Origin of the sequence: Streptomyces tendae (genome assembly GCF_014650435.1) — a bacterium.
Classification (GTDB): domain Bacteria; phylum Actinomycetota; class Actinomycetes; order Streptomycetales; family Streptomycetaceae; genus Streptomyces; species Streptomyces tendae.
On the sequence record NZ_BMUY01000011.1, the window covers coordinates 18230 to 36587 of the forward strand.

General features: G+C 71.1%; 11 protein-coding genes and 1 tRNA gene. 5 read left to right on the plus strand and 7 right to left on the minus strand.

Annotated features, from left to right (window positions below; translation table 11 throughout):
* Positions 1 to 2: 2 nt before the first annotated feature.
* Genes IE258_RS27160 through IE258_RS27170 form a run of 3 tightly spaced genes read right to left on the minus strand, consistent with a single transcriptional unit; the run spans position 3 to position 2670 of the window.
* Positions 3 to 593 carry a hypothetical protein gene (locus IE258_RS27160; protein ID WP_229892461.1) on the minus strand — a complete coding sequence of 197 codons (591 nt, stop codon included), beginning with the start codon at positions 591 to 593 and terminating at the stop codon, positions 3 to 5.
* Positions 590 to 1189, minus strand: coding sequence for an RNA polymerase sigma factor (locus tag IE258_RS27165; RefSeq protein ID WP_179235350.1), 600 nt, complete (start codon positions 1187 to 1189; stop codon positions 590 to 592). The genes IE258_RS27160 and IE258_RS27165 overlap by 4 nt, the downstream gene beginning before the upstream one ends.
* A gap of 47 nt (positions 1190 to 1236) precedes the next feature.
* Positions 1237 to 2670 (minus strand): S8/S53 family peptidase, encoded by a 1434-nt coding sequence (locus IE258_RS27170; RefSeq protein WP_189747684.1) that lies wholly within the window; start codon positions 2668 to 2670, stop codon positions 1237 to 1239.
* A gap of 193 nt (positions 2671 to 2863) precedes the next feature.
* On the opposite strand from IE258_RS27170, the gene IE258_RS27175 reads away from it, so the two are divergent.
* Positions 2864 to 5515, plus strand: coding sequence for a CHAT domain-containing protein (locus tag IE258_RS27175; RefSeq protein WP_189748136.1), 2652 nt, complete (start codon positions 2864 to 2866; stop codon positions 5513 to 5515).
* 24 nt (positions 5516 to 5539) lie between these two features.
* Here IE258_RS27175 and IE258_RS27180 read toward each other — a convergent pair whose 3' ends face one another.
* Positions 5540 to 7345: a LuxR family transcriptional regulator AbsR2 gene (locus IE258_RS27180; protein ID WP_189747686.1), complete on the minus strand. Its 1806-nt coding sequence runs from the start codon at positions 7343 to 7345 to the stop codon at positions 5540 to 5542.
* A 96-nt stretch (positions 7346 to 7441) separates the two neighbouring features.
* On the opposite strand from IE258_RS27180, the gene absR1 reads away from it, so the two are divergent.
* Entirely contained in the window at positions 7442 to 8521 is a 1080-nt protein-coding gene (absR1, locus tag IE258_RS27185; RefSeq protein WP_189747689.1) for a beta-glucuronidase AbsR1, read from the plus strand.
* Between the two features lie 161 nt (positions 8522 to 8682).
* On the opposite strand, the gene IE258_RS27190 is transcribed toward absR1, so the two are convergent.
* Together IE258_RS27190 and IE258_RS27195 are read right to left on the minus strand one after the other, a co-directional pair.
* A complete protein-coding gene (locus tag IE258_RS27190; RefSeq protein WP_189747691.1) occupies positions 8683 to 9357 on the minus strand; it encodes a glutathione S-transferase C-terminal domain-containing protein in 675 nt (224 codons plus the stop codon).
* A 148-nt stretch (positions 9358 to 9505) separates the two neighbouring features.
* Positions 9506 to 10150 carry a hypothetical protein gene (locus tag IE258_RS27195; protein WP_189747693.1) on the minus strand — a complete coding sequence of 215 codons (645 nt, stop codon included), beginning with the start codon at positions 10148 to 10150 and terminating at the stop codon, positions 9506 to 9508.
* A gap of 547 nt (positions 10151 to 10697) precedes the next feature.
* Between IE258_RS27195 and IE258_RS27200 the strand changes: the two genes are divergently transcribed.
* On the plus strand, positions 10698 to 11942 hold the full coding sequence (locus IE258_RS27200) for a hypothetical protein (protein WP_189747695.1): 1245 nt from the start codon (positions 10698 to 10700) through the stop codon (positions 11940 to 11942).
* Between the two features lie 142 nt (positions 11943 to 12084).
* Here IE258_RS27200 and IE258_RS27205 read toward each other — a convergent pair.
* Positions 12085 to 12156: transfer RNA gene (locus IE258_RS27205), tRNA-OTHER, on the minus strand.
* A 187-nt stretch (positions 12157 to 12343) separates the two neighbouring features.
* Between IE258_RS27205 and IE258_RS27210 the strand changes: the two genes are divergently transcribed.
* Together IE258_RS27210 and IE258_RS27215 are read left to right on the plus strand one after the other, a co-directional pair.
* Complete coding sequence (locus IE258_RS27210; protein WP_189747697.1) at positions 12344 to 15322, plus strand: hypothetical protein; 2979 nt, start codon at positions 12344 to 12346, stop codon at positions 15320 to 15322.
* Between the two features lie 384 nt (positions 15323 to 15706).
* Entirely contained in the window at positions 15707 to 17788 is a 2082-nt protein-coding gene (locus IE258_RS27215) for a hypothetical protein (protein WP_189747699.1), read from the plus strand.
* Positions 17789 to 18358 lie beyond the last annotated feature (570 nt).

The following is an 18358-nucleotide window of genomic DNA, read 5'->3' on the forward strand; positions in this document are numbered from 1 at the left end:
GCTCAGGCCCGCAGCCACTCCGTCACGACCACCTCCCGGCCGGTCCGCAGCCGCAGCGCGAACGGACCCGCGGGCGGGGCCTGGCCGGTGAACCGGCCCATGTCGTCGGCCATCAGCCGGGCGTGCTCCCGCGGGCCGCTCAGCACCTCGATCCCGGCCGGGCCCGGCGGCAGCAGCTGGCCGATGAGGCCCTCGGCGGTCACCTCGACATCGACGGTCACGCCGCCCGACTGGAAGGTCAGCATCCGTGGGGGGTCAGTCTCCCCCCTGACGGGGATGCCGTCCACCAGCGAGTCGAAGGTCAGCTCGGCGACGCGGACGTCCAGGTCGCGCAGGGCGAAGGCGTCGACGGCGATCCGCCGCAGGTCGGCCGGGACCGGGTCCAGGATCGCGGCGGCCTGCCGCAGCTCCTCCTCCAGGAGATCGTCGTACAGCTCCTGGTCGCGCTCGTCCTGTGCGCCGCGCTCGTCGCGTGCCCCGCGTGCCCCGCGCTCGTCGCGTGCGCCGCGCTCGTCGCGTGCGCCGCGCTCGTCGTGCTGGTCGCGTTCGTCGTACTCGTCGTGTTCGCCGCGCTCGTCGTTCAGGTCGCTCATTTCGTCCCCCGTGCCTCGAGGCGGGCCCGCAGCCGGCGCAGACAGCGCTGGCGCATCGGCCCGATGCTGCCCACCGCGATACCCAGCGCGGCGGACACCTCCTGATAACTGGGCGGTGGCGAGGAGATCAGCACCCGCAGCAACTGGCGGCACCGCTCGCCCAGTTCCTCGAACTCCTGCCACAGCAGCCGGACGCGCTCGGTCTGCGCGGCGGCCTCCTCGGAGTCGAGCACCGACTCCTCCGGCGTGCGGTCCTCGCTCGGCCGGTCCAGCAGCTGCGGATCGTCGGTCGGCGTCCACCGCTTGGACGCCTTGAGCAGCTTCAGGCACTCGTGCCGTGCCGTGCTCGCCAGCCAGGAGCCGGTCTTCTCCGGTTCCCGGATCCGCCCCAGGTGCTGGGCGAAGCGGAACCAGGCGGTCTGGTACACCTCGTGCGCGTCGGCGTCGGACAGCCCGTGCGACCTGGCCACGGACCACACGAGCGGGCCGAGCCCGTCCACCAGTGACTTCCAGGCCGCCGCGTCCCCGTCGGCCGCCGACTGGACGAGCGCCCCGACATCTGCACGGTCCACGGTCCCACCCCTCGTGTACGACATGCCATCGTACGCCGTGGAGTGGATGGTTCCGACCGCCGGCAGGACGTTCACGACCCGCCTTCCGACGGGTCGACGGGGACCGGACGCCAGGTGGGCGGCAGCAGCGCGGGCACGTGCGCCCCGCGCACCTCCGCGTACTCGGTGGTGGTCGCGAGCAGTTGCCGGCCGGCCACGCGCGGGTCGGTCTCCTTGTGCGCCGTCATGTGGGAGGCGACCAGCCCCGCGACCACGGGGGTGGCGAAGGAGGTGCCGCTCCACTGGGCGTGCCCCTCGAACATCACCTGGTCCGGCTTGGCGGGTGCCTCGCCCGGCTCGCTCAGCACCCCGTTGTGCCGGGGGTACTGGCAGGTGCAGGCGTAGCCGAAACCGAACCGGCAGGCGTCGTAGGTGGAGTGCTGGTAGACGTACGGCACGGGTGTCCCGAAGCCGGTGAGGGCGCTGGTGAGGCGCTCGCCGGGGGCGTAGGCCCGCACCCAGCCGCCGTGGTTGCTGAAGCAGGCGCCGAACTCGCCGTCCGAGCGCAGCGCCCCGATCGACAGCACCGAGTCCTGCCAGCCGGGAAGGGTGGCGTAGGCGGCGGGCCAGAAGGGCGTGGCGCTGGCGTTGTTGCCCGCGGCGGCGACCAGCAGGGTGCGCCGGTCGCGGAGTTCCTCCATGAAGGCGTGCACGCCGAGCAGGCCGTCGGTACGGCCGTTGGAGGTGCCGGCGGAGAGGCTGAGGACCTCGGGCCAGCCGTCGCGGTCGACGGCCTCGAAGAGCTTCTCGCCCAGCTCGGACTCCAGGATCGCGCCCGCGTCGTTGAGGGTGTTGCGGACGGTCACCTCGGTGTTGGGCGCGACGGCGGCGACCAGCCCGGCGATGAACGTGCCGTGCCCGACGTACTGGCACAGGACGCCGTCGTCGTCGCACTCCCTGATCTGGGCGTCGCCGTCGGTGTGGGCCAGCAGCGGGTAGGACCGGTAGTCGTGCATGAGGCCGGTGTCGATGACGAGGACACCGACGGCGGTGGCGGCGTCGTACGGCGTCCCGTCGGCCGCCGGGTTCGGCGGCTCGCTCAGCGGCACGGGGACGGGCTCGTCGCCGGGGCAGGCGTTGACGGCGATGGAGACGACGTGGTTCCGGCTGATCAGCCGGCGGCCGGCCCGGCCCTCCGTCGTCCTGAGGGAGCGCAGGGCGTGGGCGACGGTGGGGTCGCCGCCGCCGTCGCCCACGCCGGGGTCGGCGACCCGGATGCGGGTGATGCCGGTGCGGTTGGTCTCGGGGCTCACCCGGCGCACGTGGTCGGGGGTCAGCCCGGCCATGGTGGTGAAGTGGTCGCGCACGGTGTCCTCGACGAGCCGGGCCTCCTCGCCGTCGCGGGCGAGGACGACGCCCTTCTCGTAGAAGAACTCGGCGGAGTCGTCCGGGCCCATCACCAGCGGGACGTCCGGCATCGAGCGCTGGATCTGGTCGAACTGCTCGCGGAATCTCTGTGGTGCCATGCTTGTCCTCCACTGAGGCGGCGGCGGGGCCGACGGTCGGGGCCGCGGTCGTGACCACGATGATGGCGGCGGTCGTCAATCAGAGTCCCCGGGCGGCCGATTGATACAGACTCGAACCTGTGTGGCGTGGTTGCGGAGCACTACCATCCGTGGAGTGACAGCGCGCAACGACTCGGTTCTCGAACTGCTGCCGATGGTGTTCGCCGCCCCGGGCGAAGCGCTGACGCGGGCGGAGGAGTTGCTCGGCGCCGATCCCTCGCCGCTGCACGCCTCGGTCGCCCATCAGGTGATCGGCATCTGGCAGCGGGACTTCGGGGACACCCGGCGGGCCCTGGCCCATCTGCGGCGCGCCCGCGACCTCGCCGCCCGCGCGGAGTCGGCCGAGCGGGAGGCGGACGTCCTGGCCACGCTCGGGGTCGCGCTGGTGCACGCCGGACGTACCCGGGCGGGGCTTGCCGCGTTCGAGCGGGGCGTGGCGCGCGGAAGCGGTCACACGCGCGCGCGGGTGCTCTTCCGGCGGGCGTACGTGTGGTGGGTGCTGGGCCGGCACGGGGAGGCGCTGGAGGACGTACGGCGGGCGATCCCGGTGCTGCGGCAGGCCGACGACGTGATCTGGACGGCGCGGGCGCTGACGCTGCGGGCGACCGTGCACCTGGCGCTGGGCTCGGTGGAGCGGGCGGACGCCGACTTCACCGCGGCGGAGCTGCTGTGGGACACCACGGGCCAGGAGCACGACAAGGCCGACGCGGTGGAGAGCAGGGGCCTGGCGGCGTTCCGGTCGGGTGACGTGCCGGCGGCGCTGCGGCTGCTCGACGAGGCGGCGGAGCGGTACGCGAAGCTGGGCACGCCGACGTTCATGCTGACCATCCGGCGCTGCGAGGTGCTGATGGCGGCGGGGCTGGCCACCGAGGCGCTGGCGGAGGCGGACGCGGCGGTGGCGGCACTGGACGGGATCGGCGGTCAGTCCACCCGCAAGGCGGAGTTGCTGCTGGTGGCCGCGCGGGCCGCCCGGCTGGCGGGAGAGCCGCAGACCTCTCTCGCCCGCGCCGCCGTCGCCGTGCGGCTGTTCGCCGGGCAGCGGCGTACCTGGTACGAGACGCACGCCCGGCTGGTGCTGATCGAGGCGCGGGTCGCCACGGGCCACGGGTCGGGCCGGCTGGTCGCGGACGCGGCGGCGGTGGCGGAGCGGCTGGCGGCCTTCGGTGCGCCGGCGGCGCCGGAAGCCTCGCTGCTCGCGGGCCGGATCGCGCTGGACCTGGGCTGGACGGCGGACGCGGAACGGCATCTGGCGGTGGCCGCGCGCAGCCGGCACGGCGGGCCGCCGCTGGCGCGGATGACGGGCTGGGCGGCGCAGGCGCTGCGGGCGCGGGCGGCGGGGTCGGCGCGGGGCGTCCTGGAGGCATGCCGGCGCGGTCTGGACGTCCTGGACGACCACCGGATGACGCTGGGCGCCTCGGAGTTGCGGGCCCGGGCCACCGCGCAGGGAGCGGAGCTGGCGGCGCTGGCGCAGCGGGCGTCGCTGGTCTCGGGCGGGCCGCGGCGGCTGCTGGGCTGGAGCGAGCGCTGGCGGGCGACGGTCCTGTCGGCACCGCCGACCCGGCCACCCGCCGACCCGGTGCTGCTGACCGCCATGACGGCGTTCCGGGAGCTCGCCGCCCGCGCGGAGGAGGCCCGCACGGACGGCGGCCGGCCCGCACCCGCGCTGGAGCGCGAACAGCGGCGCCTGGAACGGGAGATCCGCTCCCGGACCCTGCACATGCGGGGCGAGGCGCCCGGCGACGGCGACCGGTTCGACGTGGGTCGGCTGCTGCGGCGGCTGGGCGACGAGGTGCGGCTGGTGGAGCTGGCGGTGCTCGACGGGCGCGTGCACGTGCTGCTGTGCGGGCAGGGACGGGTGCGGCGGTTCGAGGCCGGGCTGCTGGCCGAGGCGGAGGTGGAGGCGGAGCACGTGCAGGCCGGGTTGCGGCGGTTGGCCCATCCCGGGGCCGAGGCGCGGCTGCCGCTGGTGGAGGCGGCGGGCGCGCGCCTCGAGCGGTTGCTGCTGGGGCCCGCCGCGGCCCACCTCGGCTCGGGTCCGGTCGTCGTGGTCCCGCCGGGCCGGCTGCACCGGGTGCCGTGGGCCCTGCTGCCCGCCCTGCGGGAACGCGTGCTGAGCGTGTCGCCGTCGGCGAGCAGCTGGCTGCGCGCGAGGGACACCGCTCCCCCGCCCGGCGGCCGCCAGGTCCTGGTCCGCGGCCCCGGCCTGGCGAGCGGCGGCGCCGAGGTCCCCGAACTCTCCGACCGGTACGCGGGACGGCGAGCGCCGGGCGAAGGGGGCACGGGGGCCCCGCCGCCCGGCGCCCGGACGGGGGGCGGCGCCGCCGGGCCGGGGGCGACCGTGGTGCTGGAGGGCGGGGACGCGCGGGTGCCGCGGGTCCTGCGGGAGCTGGACGGGGCCGCCCTCGCGCACATCGCGGCGCACGGGACCTTCCGTGCGGACAGTCCGTTGTTCTCGTCGCTGCGGATGGCGGACGGGCCGCTCATCGTGCACGACTTCGAGCGGCTCGACCGCAGCCCGTACCGGATCATCCTGCCCTGCTGCGACACCGCACGCTTCGCGTCGGTCGGCGCCGACGAGCTGCTGGGCCTGGTCACCGCGCTGCTGCCGTTGGGCACGGCCGGGGTGGTGGCGTGCACCGCGCCGGTCAACGACGCGGCCGTGGTGCCGCTGATGCTCGCGCTGCACAAGGGGCTGGACGCGGGCCTGTCCCTGGCGGAGGCGCTGCGCGACGCGCGGGCCGCGCTGCCCGGCGACGCGGTGCACCAGGCGACGGGGTGGGCCTTCTCCGCGTTCGGGGCGGCCTGAGCCGCCGGCCACCCGGCCCGCGCGTCAGGCGGGTTGGGGTTCGGGCAGTTCCACGAGCCAGGGCAACGCGCCGCGGTCGCCCGCGCCGAGTCGGGTGTAGGCGCCGTACAGGTGATTGCCGACGGTGCGCACGGACAGGGTCAGCCGCTCCGCGATCTGCCGGTTGCTCAGGCCCGCGGCGGCGAGCGTGACGATCTGCCGCTGACGGGCGGTGAGTTCGCCCAGCACCAGACCGGACAGCGCGGGGGTGCGGGCACCCTGGCAGCGCCGGGCGAGGGCGGCGGCACGGGTCCGGGCGGTGCGGGCGGCCCGCGGGTCGCGGTGGACGGGTACCGCCTGTGCGCTCGCCTCGGCCGCGAACAGCAGGAATCCGCGCCGCTCCAGCTCCTCGGCTACCCGGTCGAGGGCGGGTCCGTCCTCGCGCGCGAGGGCGTCGGCGTGCGCGGCGAAGACGCCGGTCAGGCGGCCCGCCGCCCGCTCGGGTGCGCCGAGCCGGACGGCGTCGTACGGGTCGCACCGGCCGGCCGTCCGGACCGCCTCGTCGAGGTCGCCGCGCGCGGCTGCGGCCCAGGTGACCGCGGCGGCCTCCGCGCCGCTCCGGACTCCGTCGCCCGACTGCGCGGTGGCCAGGGCGAGTTCGGTGCGGCAGTCCGGGTCGTCGTGGTGGGTCCGCAGGCCCTCGCGGGCCCAGGCCGCGGCCTCGCGCAGCCGTCCGCGCAGTCGCGCGAACCGGGCCCGCAGCGCCGCGTACGAGGTCGGCAGCGGCGCTCCCTCGGCGACCAGCCACTCCCCCACGGGGGTCTCCAGCGCCCGTACGTCGGCCTGTTCGATGCGCCGGGCGAGCGCGGCCCGCTCCGCCTCCAGGGCGGGGCCGGTCCGGTCCGGGGTGCGGGCGGCCAGGCGCCGGGCCCTCAGCCGGCCGGCGGCGGCGCGCAGCACCGGGCCGTGCAGGGGGTGCGCGAGACGGGTGGCGCCGCGGTCGTCGACGGTGACCAGGCCCTCGGCCTCCAGGTTCTCCAGGATCCGTACGTCGAGGAGGTCGAGGTCCAGGGAGAGGGGCAGGGGCTCTGCGAAGGCGAGGCGTTCGAGCGTCTCCCGTTCCTCGGCGCCGGTGCGGTCCAGGACGTGGGCGGCGCGTTCGCGGACCGGCTGGGTGATCGGCACCGGTCCCCGCCACGCCCGCTGGTCGGTGCCGGGCACCGGCACGAGCCGGCCGTCCTCGCGCACGGCGGTCAGCAGTTCGCGCAGCAGCCGCAGGTCCCCCCGGCCCAGGCGGTGCAGCCGGTCGACGGTGAGCGGCTCCAGGACGGTGCCGGTGCCGGCCGCGAGCAGTTCGGCGGTCTCCTCTCGGGGCAGCGGTTCCAGGGCCAGGCGCGGCAGCAGCTCACCGGACCACAGCCGGGAGACCGCGCCCGGTACGGGGGCGCCGTCGGTGGCGACGACCAGGAGGCGGGTGCGGCCGTGCACGGCCAGCTGGTGCAGGAGGGCGGCCGAGGCGCCGTCGAGCAGGTGCGCGTCGTCGACCAGCAGCAGTCGTACGCCGGACAGGTGCTGCACGGCGCGGTGCAGGGTGACTCCCTCGGGCAGCAGGTGCGCGAAGGCGGCGAAGGGGATGTCCCGGGTCTCGGGCGTCCCGGTGGCGCGGACGCAGTCGGTGCCGCGCACGGCCTCCGTCACCAGCCGGGTCTTGCCCGCGCCCGCCGGGCCCGTCACCACCAGGCCGCCGCGCCCGGCCGCCACGGAACTGCGCACCAGCTCCAGTTCGTCCGCCCGGCCGGTGAACGGCCAGGGGGTCGCCGGCCTCGTCGCGTCCCGCAGAGAAGTCGTCACGGCAACATGAGTCGGCGTACTCACCCCTGATACACGGTGACTTGAGTACCCCCTGACTCAGGCGCCGGGGCCGGGCCGGACGGCACCCTGATGCCCATGACCGCACGCTACTGCTCGCTCGCGCAGCAGCCCGCCCCCGTGCTCGCGCCGGGGCTGGCCGCCGAGCGCGTCGCCGCGCTCGTCGGCGGGCAGCGGATGTGGGTCAACGGGACCGTGCTGCACTACTGCTTCCTCGGGGGCGACACCGATGCCTCGGTGGTCCCGATGCCGGGCTCCGGACGGCCCCGGCGGGGGTCGTGGGTGGGGACCGAGGAGCAGCGGGACGTGGTCCGCGACTGCTTCCGGGAGTGGCGCGACCTCGGCATCGGCCTCGACCTCGTGGAGGTCCGCGACCGATCGGAGGCGGAGCTGCGCATCGGCTTCCAGCCCGGCGACGGGTCCTGGTCGGCGGTGGGCAAGGACGCGCTGCGGGTCGGTCTCAACGACCGTACGATGAACTTCGGCTGGGACCTGACCGCACCGGGTGAGCGAGCGACGGCCCTGCACCAGATCGGGCACGCGCTCGGCATGCTGCACGAGCACCAGAGTCCGTTCGCGGGCATCCTCTGGGACGACGAGGCCGTCTACGCCGAGCTGGCGGGCCCGCCCAACCACTGGAGCCGGGAGCGGACCTTCCAGAACATCCTGCGCAAGCTCGACGGCGACGAGGCCAACGGTCCGGTCTGGGACCCGCAGTCGATCATGGAGTACCCCTTCTCGTCGGGGCTGATACTGGAACCCGAGCACTACCGTTCCGGCCTGCGCCCGCCCGGTACGCTCTCCGCCGCCGACAAGGAGTTCGCCCTGCGCTGGTACCCGCCCACCGGCCGGCCGGGTCCGCTGGTGCCGTTCCGTTCGGTGCCCCTGGGTCTCGGGCCCGGCGAGCAGGCCGACTTCCGTGTGGATCCGCCGGAGACCCGCGAGTACACCGTGGGCACCTTCGGTGACAGCGACGCCGTCGTCGTCGTCTTCGAGGAGCGGGACGGCGTGCCCCGCTACTTCGTCGGACAGGACGACGGGGGAAGCCCCCGCAACGCCACGATCAGGGCCCGTTTCGTCAAGGGCCGCCGCTATGTCGTCCGGGTGCGCCTGTACTCCTCGTGGGGTGCGGGCGAGACGGCGGTCATGTACTGGTGACCGCTCGGCTCACGAGCACCCGTGCGCCGTGGCCACGGACCGGCGCCGGGGGCCGGCCGCGGTGTGCGCCGCCTTCGGGGGAGGGCGACGCGCGCCGCGGCACACGCCGTGTCCGCCGCTGGGGGGCGGCGGGCACGGCGACTTCCGGAAGTCTCGTCCCGTCAGGCGGCGCGGTCGGCGAGGTGGCGGCCGAAGGCCGGGTGGTCGGTCAGACGCCGTACGTGGGTCCTCAGGGCGGGGTGGCCGTCCGCGAGCCGGGCGGCGTCGTGTCGGACGAGGGCAGCCCACACCTCGATGTCGGCGGCGGTGAGCCGGTCGCCGACGACGTGGGAGTGGGTGGTCAGGCGCCGCTCCAGCAGCTCGAGCACGCCGGGCAGCGCCGCGGGGTCGGCGGCGAGGCCGCACAGCTCTTCAACGGCGGCGATCTCCGCCTCCGCACCGCGGGGATACAGCACCGGACCGGCAGCGGGGGTGAAGGACCGGGCGAGGTCGCGCATGATGTCGCGTGCGTGCGTGCTCACGATCCGCCCCGACCAGCCGTCGCTGAGGACCGGTGCGACGGCCGGGCCCCGGTAGTGGTGGGCGCTCGCCTCGTACAGCGGCCGCAGGGCGGCGTATCCGCCGTCGGGACAGTCGGGGTTCGGGTCCAGGAGGGTCACCGGACAGATCTCGTCCAGGCCGAGGAGTCGGTGCACGACGGCGATGCCCAGACAGTCGTCGTGGCCGGGCGAGAGGTGAAGGCGGTAGCGGCGCGGCACGGCGTAATGGCCGCTGCTCGGGTCGCGGCCGATCCGACCGCGGAAGGCGGGGGCAGGGACGAGCGGTGTGACGGTCATGGTTCTCCCGGATGTTTCCCTACCTAATCACTAGGATTACTGGGGAAGTGTCGAACGGCGCCGGGGACGCGTCAAGAGGGTGTCCGCCTGCCGGGCAGGGCTGTGGCGGCCGCGCGCGTGCCGACCGTCCTGCCGTGGCGGACGGCGGTCAGTGAAGATCCGAAGGCTCTCTCCGGACCGACGGCGTGCTCTCGGGGCTGGTGTACACGCAGGTACCGAAGTCGCTCCAGCCCGGCTGGAGTTCGCCCCAGTCACCCTTGCCGTAGTAGCCGGTGCCGGCTTCGCTCAGGGTCAGGCCGCCGTCCTGCTGACGGCCGACGTACTCCGTGTAGCCCCCGTCTCCGGCAGACTGGAACACGTGCAGCTCGGCGCGCCCGTCCTGGTCCTCGTCGGTCGCACGCACCGCGGCGACGAAGAACGAGACCCGAACGCGGATGGTGCCGCTCCGGCTGCCACTCAGGTCCCGGGCGAGCGGTCCGTAGCGCACCTCGTGCACGAGCAGGTTGGAGCGGGGGCTGTCCCCGCTGTCCTCCTGGCTGCGGAACAACGCCAGATCGAGGTAGCCGTCGCCGTCGAAGTCACCGAACGTGCCTCTGGTCTCCAGGTCCGACGTCAGCAGGCCACGGGCCTTCTGCCATACGCCGAGAGCCTCGCCGACACCGACCTCGACACGGTCGTCGTCTCGGCCGAAGAGGACGGATCCCTCTCCCGAGCGGTCGGGGTCGTGTATCTCGTCCAGCCGCCCGTCCGCGTCCAGTCGGCGGTCAGGCTGGTGTTGCCGGTGTCGGAGCACACCACCGTCGGTGCGTGATCACCGGGCTCGGGCCCGGAACAGAGGGCGACCGTCGTGGCGACCGCGGTCAGAGCGGCTCCCGCGCCGATGACGAACCGCCTTCGCCCGCGTCTGTACGGTGGTCTCAGCCGGGCGGCGAACACGCTGCTGACACTGCCCTGTTGTGGACTCACGGGTTCCGCCATGGCGGGATCCTAGTGTCCCGTGCCAGAAGCTGATCGTCAGTGACCCGTTTCGGCCGAGAGGGGCCCCGAAGGACCCCTCTGACCTTGTACTTCACCGTCGGGACGACAGGATTTGAACCTGCGACCCCTTGACCCCCAGGAATGGGGGTCAAGAACATTTTCTGGATATAGCGGACTTAATCCGGGCGCAGGTTGTGCGTGGAAGCATGCATTGTGCACCACCGCGCGTACCGGGCGGTCCCCGACTGGTCCCCAGGATCACCGTGCTGGTGGTGAGGACCGCTCTGGCATCTCTGGTCACTGCAGGGTGGAGAGGACAGATTGACCGGCGGACTGTCAGTGCCCGCGCGTAGCCTGCCGACGTGACCTCGACTCGCGATGAGCTTCGCCATGTCATGCTCGGTTCCCTCTTCACACCTGAGGTTCCCCTGGGGCCGACCCGGGACATCCTCATCACCTGCCACCTCTCGGCGACAGGCAAGGGCAAGCTCCACGGAAGCCCCGAGTGCCGCCCGCTGCGGTCAGCCGCCTCCGTGAACCAGATCGACGTCCCCTTCGGCGAAGCCGTGGCGCGGCTCTGTGCGAGCTGTCGGTGGCCTCTGCCCACAGACAGCCTCATCCTCGCGCTCGGCGCCGCTGTGAGCGAGGTGGATTCACTCGCCATCTGGCTCGACCGGGAGTCCAAGGACGAGGAGGACCTTGAGGCCGAACGTGACGCCGCCATCGCCCTCGCCGCCGGCGAGTACCCGCTCCGCGCCACTGAATCCGGCGACGAGGAGGAGGAAGACGACGAGGCCGGGCGCGACGAGGAATGGGAGCGATACGACCGCGCCCGCAACTTCCGCTCCCGACGTCACGAGCACTGGCGTCGGCTGCACTCCTACCTGACACGGAGCAACGAGGCCGTGTCCGAGTACCCCTTCCTCGCCCCGTGGGCCGATAGTCTGCAGAGTCGCCTCGCCACGGTCCTCGACGAGGAGCGTCGGGCCTTCGCGGCCCTCGTGCAGCCGATTCGCCTGCTGGAGGCGGCTGCCGTGCGTATCCTGCCCGAGCCGAAGTTCTCCGCAGACCCTGGCTTCGCCGGGTTGGGAGCGGATGCGGAGAAGACCTTCCGGCGAGCGTGGTACGAGTGGAGTCGGCGAGCCATCTGGTCCTGGCGCCGCCTGGAAGATCAGGGCTTCTCGGTCTACACCGTCGTCAGCGACGCCTTCGGACGTCGCCGTAAGGGAAAGACCGAGGCCCACGCCGCCTTCCGCCAACTCACTGCCGACTGGATCCGCCAGGCACGCGAAGAAGCCGGCCGTCCCGTCAGTACGCCATGGCATCTGGTGGCGGTGAAGGCGCCCGCCCTCGTCCGGACCCACCACAGCGAGCCGGAACGCGACCCCCTCACCTTGTGGGAAGCAGCGGTCATCGCCACCTACCAGGTGGCCATCAACCGGAAGGCCGGCACCACAGCGCTGCTCGTTCCCCACCTCGTCGCCGAGCAACTGCTCGCATGCGCCTCGGACGACATGCCGGTCCAGCGCCTGGCTCCCGACGGCAGCGCGCTACCCGCAGAGGTGCTGCTCGATCAGTGGGACCACGCGGGGCTCAACCTCTCATGACCGCCTTTCACGTACTCAGGGGAGCCGAGCAGACGGCCAGCCGTCCGGGCCGGACCGCACGGCTGCGACCACCACGCCCCGGGACGCGCGAAAGGCCGCCCTCCCGCCGGATGAGAGAACGGCCTCCGACCTGCGTAAAGCATGGTCGAGATGACAGGATTTGAACCTGCGCACCCTTGACCTCCAGCGGGCCCTCTCGGCCCTGAGGCGGTCGCGCATCACGTCTGCCCGCCGCGATCGTGGGTGGGCAGCTACTCCACCGCGCGGGGCTCACGACGTTCCCGCCGACAGCACGCCCGTTGTCAGTGGTGTGGGAGAGAATCCTTGCGTGGCGACTTTCCCTGAGACCGAACGCTATATCCAGTTTCTGCTTGGGCAGTTGGCGGGCCGCAACGAGCACCATGTTCGAGCAGATCGTGTTTCAGATTGCGCTGCGCAGGCTGAGCAGCAACATCGTGCCGGCTACCGGTCCGGTAAGTGCCGGCGGGGACCAGGGACGTGATGCCGAGTCGTACTACACAAACCTGCCACACGAGTTGCCTGGGGCGGGCGGGTTCGTCGGGCGTGCCACCACGGAGCCCTGGGTCCTGGCGGCATCCGTGCAGAAGCCGCCGTTGGACGGGAAGATCCGCGACGACCTGAAGTCGATCTGCAGCCGGGGCGAACCCGTGCGCAAGGTGGCCTTCTTCGCGGTGCACGAAATCCCGGTGGCGGCACGGCACCGGTTGCAGCAGCACGCGCGGGATACCTACGACGTCGCCTTGGACGTGTTCGACGGACAGGCTGTGGCCGGCATGCTCACCCAGGGCGACCTGGTCTGGATCGCCCAGCGGTTTCTGGATCTGGCGTCGGCGATGATCCCGGACGAGCCGGCCGAGGCACATCCGGACTGGTACCGCTCCACCCTGACCGCTTTGCGGGAGCGGCCCGGCAAGCGTCTGACGCCGGGAGCCCTGTCCGAGGTCCGGGACGGATTGCGACATGCGCCCTTCGACGACGAGGCGCGGGTGGACCTGCCCGAGTGGCTCGGCTACGTCGGGGAATTCATCGACGCCGGGGACGGAGAGCTCGCCCTGCGGGCGCGCTACGAACGAGTGCTGGCCATGCTGCGCGGGAAGAATAGCCTGGACGGTGTCGAAGCGGATATCCGTGGGGTCGTCGACGCCGCCCTGTCCTCCGAGCGTGTCGCGCTCCTGGATGACGCGGGCCAACTACTACTGTTCTGGGGCGGCGCCTGGCTGCGTCACCTGAGTACGACGAACGCCGAGGAACTGCGCGAGCTGGACCTGCGCCTGCGGCAGCGCGTGGCCGTCTTGACCGAGGCCACCGACGCCGCTGCCTACCCGGTACGCAAGGTGTCGCTCCTCGACGTGGCCGCCCGCCTGTGTCTGCACCCGCGTTGGCCGCAGGTCACACGCCCGGTCGCAGGGACGCTACCCACCCCGCAGGGGACGACACGGCTGCGGCGGGCGGGTGAGATCGTGCCCGATGTCAACCCGGCCAGCCGCCCGGTGGACGTCACCGACGCGATGGACTGTCTGGAACAGCTGGTCGACCTGCTGCCGCAGGCCCGTGCCTTCCCGGTCAGCGGTGTGAGCGACACGTTCCAGATGTTCGCACCCGCCCTCACCGAAGACCCTCGCTACGAGAAGGTCCGCGACGCGCTTGATGCCGCGCAGGCGGACCTCGCAGGCGACAGCAGTGTCGCCGCACGCTGCCGGGACCGCGCGATGGCATTCCTGCGTGCGGGCAGACCGCTGGACGCGCTGCACGAACTGCACCAGGTCAAAATCAACTGGTGGCACGGCGACACCCTGCGCGGCGCGCTGCTCACCATGCACATGATCGGGAAGATCTACGGCGACCTGAACCTGCAGCAAGCCGCCCGGCAGTACGCGCTGACCGCCGCCGCCGTCGCAGCCTCACCCGCGGGCCAAGAACATGAAGACCTGCTGCCCGCCGCATTGACCCAAGCCATGACCCATACCCACGCGGCGGGCCACTGGGGCGACGCCCTCGCTCTCGGCGGACTCGCCTTCATGGCCCACCACCTGTTCGCCGACACCCCCGAGGACTACCCCTCTCACGGCTACATCCAACAACTCGATTTCCACGCCAGCATGGTGATGCTCAGCGCAGAGCGGTTCCGCCCCGCGCTCATGTCGGCCCTGCGTGAGCTGACCGATGCGGTCTACCTGGCCGACCTGGACGAACACCTCCCGCTGATCCGGCCCAGCTTCACGCAGACCGAGCAGCAGTTCATCCAGAACGCAGACGACCAGCTCCCCGGAAGACCGTTCTCGGACGTGGGAGCGCACCGGGATCTGAACTTCGCAGCCCTGGGCACGACATGGCGTGTCCGGTGCGACAACACCCACGCCACCGTCCTGGCAGCCGAGCGTTTCACCGCCGCGGTGCAGATCTCGCTTGCGGAACTCGTCCCGCACGATCCTCTGTTGTTCCCCCAGGACATCCTGGTCCGGGTAATCACGGGCACACCGTTAGGCGGAGGGGACAGAGTCACCTTCCGGCCCAACAATCACGCCGCCGACTGCACCGTCATCCTCAGCCCTTACAGTGCCTCGACCGACCACACAGCTTTCGAACGCGAACTGTCCGCCACGGTGGTGCACCTGCTGGCTCGCCTCAGTGCCAGGCCCACCGAGGCGTTCATGTCCCTGGTGGAGACGACATTCGCCCACGGACTCCTGCACAAACTGACCAGCGGCCGCCCCTACGACGAAGCCGCCGGTCTGCTGACCGAGGCCCACTACGACACCCTGCGGCAAACCGCCATGCCGCCGTGGTCGGACACGACATTCCAGCCGCCCACCGCCCCGCAACTCGCCCAGCCCACGACACCGGGCCCTGGCTACGACCGCACCAGAGCACTCGACATGATCCGCGACAACTACACCGACCTGCCCCATGTACTCAGCGAGACACTGCCTCGAATCCTGGCCGCCCCCGACACCCGCACAGGATTGCAGGAACTGCGCGAGGAAGGATGGCTCGACTGGCAGATCCTGCTGGCCCTGGCCAACATCGCCGCTAACCTGCGACTGCAGCAGGCCAGCCCGGGCAGCATTCCCCGGGACTATCCCACCCGCTTCTTCCAGACACCGGAAAGCCACTACGCAACCGCACTGCCCCTGAACGCCTTTACCGCTGACAGCCTACGCGCACAGATGGACGTGACCCTGCTGGCCGTAGCCCAACGCCGCTGGAAACTGGGCTCCGCCATGACGACCCCCAACCCGCAGGCGTTCAAGGAGCTGTTGACCACCCGCTACAACTATGCGGCAGATGACGTTCCGCACCGCGACCTGCTCAATGGCGCCCCGGACGAGCGTCGAACCCTGATTCCTCCTGGCACCTGAGGAATAGCTGAGCTGACTCGACTTTCATGGAGCCCGCGATCGTGTGATCAAGTGGTCTGTGGGACCTCCGCCTGGTGTTTCCAGTGCGACTGTTCGTACTCGTCCTATGAGATGTAGCCGAGGGCGGAGTGGAGTCGTTCACCGTTGCACCAGGCGACCCACTGGAAGACGGCCCGTTCGACCTGATCGAAGCCCCGCCACGACCCGATCCAGCCGGCCTCCGTGTCGCTATGAAAGTGATCCACCCCGCGCAGGCCGAGGACCCAGCGTTCCGGGCCCGCTTCCGCCGAGAGACCCAGCCCTCCGCCCGCGTGCAGGGACCGTACCTCACCAACACGATGCGGTATGAACGTAGATTTTCCGATGCTCGACCAGGGAGGGCACATGGGCAACAGCGGGGGTGCGGCCACGCACTCGGGCGTCGACTTTCAGCAGCGGATCGCCGCTTTGGCCATAGCCCACATGCTCTGTGGGCTCGAATTCGGTTCCTTCGGACCCACCATAGCGACCAAGATCACGGAGTTGCGCTTCGAAACGGCCGACGAGATCGACGACCTGGTCGTCATCGGCCCGGATACACGGCTCTTCGTACAGGCCAAGAACACACTGAGCGTGTCCCCGGACCCCGCGTCGGAGCTCGGTTCCGTCCTAGCGCAGTTCGTCGCGCAATACGTGTCGGATAACCGACCCGGCGACGCCTATGTCCTCGCTACGTCACTAGGAGCATCCGGGCGGATCCGCAAGCAACTGCGGAAGGTGACGAACGCCGCCCGGCTTAATACGGCTGGCGGCCAAGGTCTGCCGCTCTCCGAGCAGGAGCGGGATGTCCTGACGAAGACCGAGGAGATCATCAGATTCCACTACCGTGACCGTACGCAGAGGGACATCTCCGCGTTCGATCTACAGCGGATCATGGCGAGGATCCACATCAGCGCGCTCGACCTGGGTGAGGGTGGTTCGCAGGAGTCCGCAATCCTCCTCGTGCTCAGCAGCAAGGTCTCGGCCCCCGCCAACCCCCTCTGGTCCATGATGATCACCCTGGCCATCACACTTGCCCGCGAGCGGCATTCCCTCGACACGGATGCTGTGCAGGACCGCTTCGGCAAGTACCTCAACCCCCTGTCTCCGACCCTGCCGACACGCTCCCCCGGCCCGATCACCGCCGAGTTCGTGGCCGACCTGCCCTTCGGATGGGACGTAATCCTGGCCAAGTCTCCCTATAACGAGTGCGACTTCATCATCACCGATGTCAAGCGGTTCGACGAGGCGGGCGCGAAGCGCCACACGTTCTCGTCGGGGCAGGTGAAGATCGGGGGAATCGAGCAGTGGGACGTGGTCGGGCGCTGGGCCACCTGGGCTGGCTGCGAACGCCACATGGAAGCCCACGCCGACGACTACAAAGACAAAAAGGTGGTGCTGCTCGCCGCCAACCTCCCGAACGATCCCAACCAGTCGAGCGCGGCCCTGACCCACGCGGCCCACTGCGCCGGCCTCGCAGCGGCGCACGAGGACCCTTACGCCTGTCGACACTGCGGCGAACCGGTCTCCGAGGACGGAGCACCGCTTGTCGAGGTCGACGAGGAAGGGAAGGCAGAAGACCTGGGTTTGGTCCACCGAGCGTGCTGTACGCCGACCGACCGCGTACTCGGCGTGATCGACGCAGCGTTCCTCCGGGACCATCATCGGCTGCGGAACTTCGACTACGCCGGGTGGCTGTCGTCACTTCAGGGAGGACAGTGGCTGTTCGGAGGTCTCTCGGAGTCCCAGGTCAAGGGCGGTCTCATCACCTGGCGGTCCGAATACGACGACTTCTCCCGCGGTAGTTGGTGCGTCCGGATGTCCTTGGAGGATGGCCAGAACACCTACGTTTCTGCGCGGGGCCAGGTGAAGCGCATGTCCGCGGAGAGGGCCGCGCAGGCCGCCCAGGAGATGAACAACATGCTGGCGAAGCAGCAGGCGGAGGGTGATCCGTTCTGTTACACCGCGAGCAGGGCCGAGTGGGGTCCGTACTCGCTCCTCCTGGAACAAGGACATGATCCGATTGCTTGCATGAGCGCCAAGGCCGCGCCCTACACCCGGGCCATCGGAGAGGCGTTCTCCGAGTGCAAGCAGTACTACGCACCTCTGGCGTACCTCGTGGACGCCAAGACCGGAGACCCGGTGGTCGTCGAAGGCGTAATCTCCCTACTCACCGACCCGTTGGCTCTCGATTCCTTCCTTAAGAACTGGGAGCGGGCCGGCCTTGAGCCGCCGGAGTTCACCGTGTCGGCGCTCCTGACGGACGCACAGTTCGACCGCTTCGTGCGGCTGGCCATGACCCGAGGCCAGGACGTAGTCGTCGACCCCAAGTGGGCGCTCAACGGTTCGCTGGTCAGCGGCTTCCAGGTAACCAGCTTCGAGCAGATGGTGTACGCGGCGGAGCAGGAACGAGCGGCGGCCCAGGGTGCTCATCCCCAGGAGGCGTGACCCTCCGCATTGGTGCAGCTGCAGCTACCGCCCTTATCGTTGCTACCAAGAGTGAGCTCAAGTGCCGGGCCCCTGACACGTGGCCTCCCAGTCGGCCGATGGACACGGATGCACGGCCCGTGTGGCCCGTCGATTGCGGGTGACAGGCCCTGAACCCAAGCCACTCGAGTATGGAGGTAGGACAGCACGAAACTCGCCTGGCGTTGCAACCCATCTCAGTGCGCTCCGCTCTGGCGCCGACGGTGACCCGAATAGTCGCAGGTCACCAGGATAGGGATGGCTTGGACGATGCGACTGATACGTCGGTACTGGATCTCGGAGTCATTGACCACATCGACGTAGTCGGATTCCATCGCCTGGAACTCTCGACCGAGGCGCTCCTTGCGAGTGGGACAGGCTCTTGTTCTGTGGATTTCTGGATAAGTTCGGTCCTGACAATGTCCGGTGACCAGGAGGTGTGGGCATGCAGCGGCCGCAACCCGCCAAGATCCTCCCAAGGAGATGTCACAGTGCCTCGGTCGGGGCTGCCGTGAGTAGGGCGCTGCACCGGCTCACCCGGTGTCGAGTCCC

What these genes read in the sequence shown, in the direction of transcription:
- IE258_RS27215 (WP_189747699.1), top strand. Translation starts at nt 15,707, where the DNA reads ATGGGCAACAGCGGGGGTGCGGCCACGCACTCGGGCGTCGACTTTCAG.
- IE258_RS27170 (WP_189747684.1), bottom strand. Translation starts at nt 2,670, where the DNA reads ATGGCACCACAGAGATTCCGCGAGCAGTTCGACCAGATCCAGCGCTCG.
- IE258_RS27190 (WP_189747691.1), bottom strand. Translation starts at nt 9,357, where the DNA reads ATGACCGTCACACCGCTCGTCCCTGCCCCCGCCTTCCGCGGTCGGATC.
- absR1 (WP_189747689.1), top strand. Translation starts at nt 7,442, where the DNA reads ATGACCGCACGCTACTGCTCGCTCGCGCAGCAGCCCGCCCCCGTGCTC.
- IE258_RS27165 (WP_179235350.1), bottom strand. Translation starts at nt 1,189, where the DNA reads ATGTCGTACACGAGGGGTGGGACCGTGGACCGTGCAGATGTCGGGGCG.
- IE258_RS27160 (WP_229892461.1), bottom strand. Translation starts at nt 593, where the DNA reads ATGAGCGACCTGAACGACGAGCGCGGCGAACACGACGAGTACGACGAA.
- IE258_RS27210 (WP_189747697.1), top strand. Translation starts at nt 12,344, where the DNA reads ATGTTCGAGCAGATCGTGTTTCAGATTGCGCTGCGCAGGCTGAGCAGC.
- IE258_RS27175 (WP_189748136.1), top strand. Translation starts at nt 2,864, where the DNA reads ATGGTGTTCGCCGCCCCGGGCGAAGCGCTGACGCGGGCGGAGGAGTTG.